This is a genomic window from Bifidobacterium hapali, assembly GCF_002259755.1.
Taxonomy (GTDB): Bacteria; Actinomycetota; Actinomycetes; order Actinomycetales; family Bifidobacteriaceae; genus Bifidobacterium; species Bifidobacterium hapali.
The window spans coordinates 1-3,206 of sequence record NZ_MWWY01000064.1 but is presented as its reverse complement, the minus strand read 5'-3'; the positions used below and the strand labels follow the sequence as shown (position 1 = coordinate 3,206).

The window sequence follows — 3,206 nt, the reverse complement described above, 5'->3', positions numbered from 1 at the left end:
TCCACCAAGCAAGCCGACGCGTACTATGCCGATCAGACCAACGATGGCAAGACTGCAAAGACATGTGTGATCTTTGGTTGGTCGCTCGCCGACTTCGGTGATCTGCGTGATCAATACACTGCTATGCCGGTGCCAGCAGCTCCCGGTGTCTCCGCTGATGATGTGGTTTGGGATGGTTCCTCCAACGAATTTGAGAACTTTAAACTGTCTATTGCTGCAAATGCGAAGAACAAGGATGCGAGGTGCCTCATTTGAAAGTGAGCGCGTAATCCGGAGTGGTGCCTCNCTTAGGGTGAGCGCGAAATCCTAGTCCTTATCGGCTGGTGGGGTTTCGTTGTCTTCCGGTTCGACGCCCGCGATCCGGGCGAGCGTCTTGTTCAAGTATGCCATGTCCGGGCCCGAGCGTCTGGCCAGCCGCGCGGTGCGCGGGGCGGCCATGTCCTCGAGCCGGTCTTGGATGTCGTGGATGCGGCGGACGAGTTCGGCGGGGTTCACGGTCGCGAGCGTGCGTTCGATCTCCTCGCGCTTGTCGTCGGGGATGAAGCCGGGGCCGCCCGCGGCCCTATCTTGGTCGTCGAACTCCTTGAGCCGCTCCCATGGTGTGCGCGGCCTGTCGTAGACGCGGCGGGGGCGTCCGTCCCGTGTGCTTTCGCGCGCGATGGGTTNCTTGGACGGGGTGAACAGGTTGGCCTTGACACGCACCAGTTCCCACAGCTCGTTGAGCAGGTCGAGCTCGTCGGCGGTGTACCGGTAGTAGNACGCGTGGCGGCGCACGACGTGGNNGNTCCTGGACTCGACGGTGGCCTGGTCGTTCTTCCTGTACGGGCGGCTTCTGGTCTGCTCGATGTCGCGCTCGTGCAGCCACGCGATCAGGTCCCGGTTGATGAACTCGCTGCCGTTGTCCGAGTCGTAGGAGCGGATGCGCAACGGCAGGCGGGACTCGATCAGCGCCTGCGCCCTGGAGAAGTTCGCGAACGCGTTGTTCCTGCACGACGCGTTCTCGGTCCAGCCGGTGGCGATGTCGACCACGGTCAGGGTGCGGCAGAACTCGCCTCTCAGGCTCGGCCCGCAGTGGGCGACGGTGTCGGCCTCGNCGTTGCCGGGCAGCCCGNCCNGCTCGTCGCTCGCCTTCCTGNTCGTGATCGAGTTGCGCAGAAGCNCGCACGCGNGCCTCGTGCCCGCCAGGCCCNTCGGACGCGCCGCGTCCCTCGTCTTCCTGAGGTACCGGTCCATCGTGGCCGGGCTCATCGCCATCAATTCGTTGAACGCGAACCCGTCGTACTCGGCAAGCTCGCCACGGGCTCTCAGCGTGGGCAGCCACAGGGGCAGCATCTGCTTGAGGTACTTCGCGCACGGCAGATCCATCATCAGCCACACCCGCACCAGCAGCTCGCGCGACTGCTCCGAATACCGTTTCGGCCGTGTCTTCCTGGCCGCCGGCAGCTCGCGCGGCTGCGTGCCGGCCTCGGTGAGCCTGCGCCTCGCGGTGCTTCTGCCGATCTTCAGCACGGAGCACATCTCGTCGAGGATGCGCCCCTTGTCCTTCTTCGATGCCTTCATGTACTCGTCCCTGAACCTCAGGGTGACCTGCCGCTTCGTCGCCATGCTGATCTTGCCTTCCATACGACAAGCCAAACAGGACCGGTACCGTTCGCGCTCATTTCCGATGAGGCACCACTAGCCATTACGCGCTCAAAAAACGTGAGTCACGTCGGTGTCCTGTGTACGATTTTCTGTCGCCAAACAAAACAAATCGCGATTGGAAAGAGGGCACGAAGCCATGTCACAGCAGATTCTACAGGTCGACCAGGCCATGTTGGAGACCACCCTGGACCGGATGGTCCGTAGAAGCGTCGAGGAGACGTTGAACGCAATGCTCGACGCCGAGGCCGACGAGATCACGGGCGCCGCCCGTTACGAGCGCAGCGGGGATCGCAAGGCGTACCGGGCCGGCCATTACAAGCGTGANCTGACCGNCAAGGCCGGGAAANNGAGCCTGAAGGTACCGAAACTGAAGGGCGCGGTGTTCGAGTCGGCCGTGATCGAGCGTTACCGGCGGCGCGAGGAGAGCGNCGAGGAGGCGCTGNTTGACATGTATCTGGCGGGCGTGTCCACGCGNCAGGTTGATGATGTCAGCCANTTGNTGNGGGGTGATCGCATGCCCTCGCAGACNCTGAGCGACNAGCTCAAGCGCATCTACGCGGATANCGACGCGTGGCGGGAGCGTCCGCTGGTGCAGGAGTATGCGTACGTGNTCATGGACGGCGTATGGCNCAAGCGCTGCTGGGGTGGTTCGGNCGAGAACGTGAGCGNGCTGGTNGCTATCGGTGNTGGTATGGATGGTCGNCGGGAGGTGCTNTCTGTGGCCGAGGGNANGAAGGAGGACGCGGANAGCTGGCGTGGANTCATTACCGGTATGCTCGCGCGTGGGTNGAAGGGCGTGCGATTGGTAACGGGTGACCGGTGCGCGGGACTCGTGGCCGCCGNGAACGAACTGTNGCCGGAGGCGCGNNATCAGCGGTGCNTGGTGCATTTCGNACGCAATANCCNCGCCAAGGNCANCCCCAGAAACCGGGAGTGGGCTGCGGACGCGCTTAAGGCCGTGTTTGCTATGGAATCACGCGACAAGGCGNTGGAGAAGGCGGAANCCGTCGCCAAGGAACTGGAGACAAGGAAGCNCAGAGAGGCTGCCAAATGCCTGCGCGAAGGCATTAGCGAGACGACGACCTACCTGCTCGACGACTATCCGAGGGANCATCGCCGGCGCATCCGTACGAACAACATGATCGAACGATNGAACCGCGAGATCAGGCGACGCACGCGCGTGGTCGGCTCGTNTCCGGACGGGCGGAGCGCGTNGATGCTCGTCTGCGCGCGCGNCCGCTACGTGACCTCGAACGAGTGGTCGACGCGCCGTTACCTCGACATGTCCCGGCTCGGTGAGAGCGTACCAGTAGCGAACTGATCATCGTCGCAGAGCCGGGCGAAGACCAAAGNGCGCAAGAATCCGGGCACTACCCAAACATCCACTAGTCTCCTGCGTCATACATTCGTTAGCGAATTCACTACCCGTTATTGGGAGTGGTTCCCTTGACAGGGGAAGCCAAGAGTCACGCGGTTTTCTCTCACTGAACGCCACTCAGCGAGCGTTTTCCGCCACGCGCCGACATGCGCGGTGTGCTGCCAAAAGTGCAACGACCATCGTA

At 62.9% G+C, this 3,206-nt stretch carries 2 protein-coding genes and 1 pseudogene; 2 read left to right on the top strand and 1 reads right to left on the bottom strand.

The annotated features are described in order from the left end of the window. A pseudogene (locus tag BHAP_RS11690) lies at positions 1 to 255 on the top strand (ABC transporter substrate-binding protein); the annotation flags it as partial. A 51-nt stretch (positions 256 to 306) separates the two neighbouring features. Here the strand turns inward: BHAP_RS11690 and BHAP_RS11255 are convergent. After that, positions 307 to 1,233, bottom strand: a complete 927-nt coding sequence (locus BHAP_RS11255; RefSeq protein ID WP_476693572.1) for an integrase catalytic domain-containing protein — start codon at positions 1,231 to 1,233, stop codon at positions 307 to 309. A 547-nt stretch (positions 1,234 to 1,780) separates the two neighbouring features. Here BHAP_RS11255 and BHAP_RS11250 point away from each other — a divergent pair. Further along, positions 1,781 to 2,965, top strand: a complete 1,185-nt coding sequence (locus BHAP_RS11250) for an IS256 family transposase (protein WP_094730739.1) — start codon at positions 1,781 to 1,783, stop codon at positions 2,963 to 2,965. Positions 2,966 to 3,206: the final 241 nt, after the last annotated feature.